Raw genomic sequence first — 1031 nt, 5'->3', positions numbered from 1 at the left:
TCCCTGGGCTGGGGCCGCCACCGGCTCCAGTCGGGCGGCGACCTCGTCCGGCGAGAGCGGACCGAGGAGGCGCAGGAGGTCCGCGACGCCCTCCAGCCCGCGCACCTGTCGGTCGCGGGCCAGCCGCTGCAGTTCGCGCTCGGTGGCCTCGATGACCTTCGCATCCAGCAGTTCGCGCAGCTCAACGCGGCCCATGAGCTCGTTGAGCAGGGTGGAATCGAGGGCCAGGGCGGCGGCCCGGCGCTCCGCCAGCGGGGAGTCGCCTTCGTAGAGGAACTGGGCCACGTAGCCAAAGAGCAAGGACTTCGCGAACGGGGAGGGCTGCTGGGTGGTGGTCTGGACGATCCTGAGCTCGCGGCGCTCGACGGACGCGGCGATGTCCTTCAGCGCCGGAAGGTCGTAGACATCCTGCAGGCACTCGCGGACCGTCTCGAGGACAATCGGGAACGTCGGGTACTTCCGGGCAACATCCAGCAGCTGCGCAGAACGCTGCCGCTGCTGCCACAAGGGTTGCCGCTTGCCGGGATTCTGCCGGGGCAGGAGCAACGCGCGGGCCGCGCACTCGCGGAACCGGGAGGCGAACAGGGCGCTCCCGCCGACCTCCGCCGTCACGATCTGCTCGATTTCCTCCGGGTCGAACAGAAACAACTCGGCGCCCGGCGGCTCATCCTCCATCATGGGCACGCGCAGCACGATGCCGTCGTCGGCGGCCATGGCCGAGCCGTCCATCCCGTAGCGCTGCTGCAGGCGCTGGCCCACGGCCAGGGCCCACGGTGCGTGCACGGGCATGCCGAAGGGGCTGTGCAGCACCACGCGCCAGTCGCCGAGCTCGTCGTGGAAGCGTTCCACCACGAGGGTCGTGTCGCTGGGGACCACCTCGGTGGCGAGCCGTTGTTCGGCGAGGTACTGGATCAGGTTGTTCGCGGCGTAATCGTCCAGTCCGCTGGCCTTGCACCGCTCGGTGGCCGGCCCGACGTCGGACGCCGCCAGTTCGCGCATAAACGCGCCGAGGGCGCGGCCCAAGTCCACCG

The 1031-nt window shown here is 70.4% G+C and carries 1 pseudogene; it reads right to left on the bottom strand.

From position 1 onward, the window contains the following. Positions 1 to 1031, bottom strand: a pseudogene (locus LQV45_RS35440) (ATP-dependent helicase); the annotation flags it as partial.

This window comes from Microbacterium sp. Bi128 (genome assembly GCF_918698205.1).
This window is presented reverse-complemented; position numbering and strand designations above follow the sequence as displayed.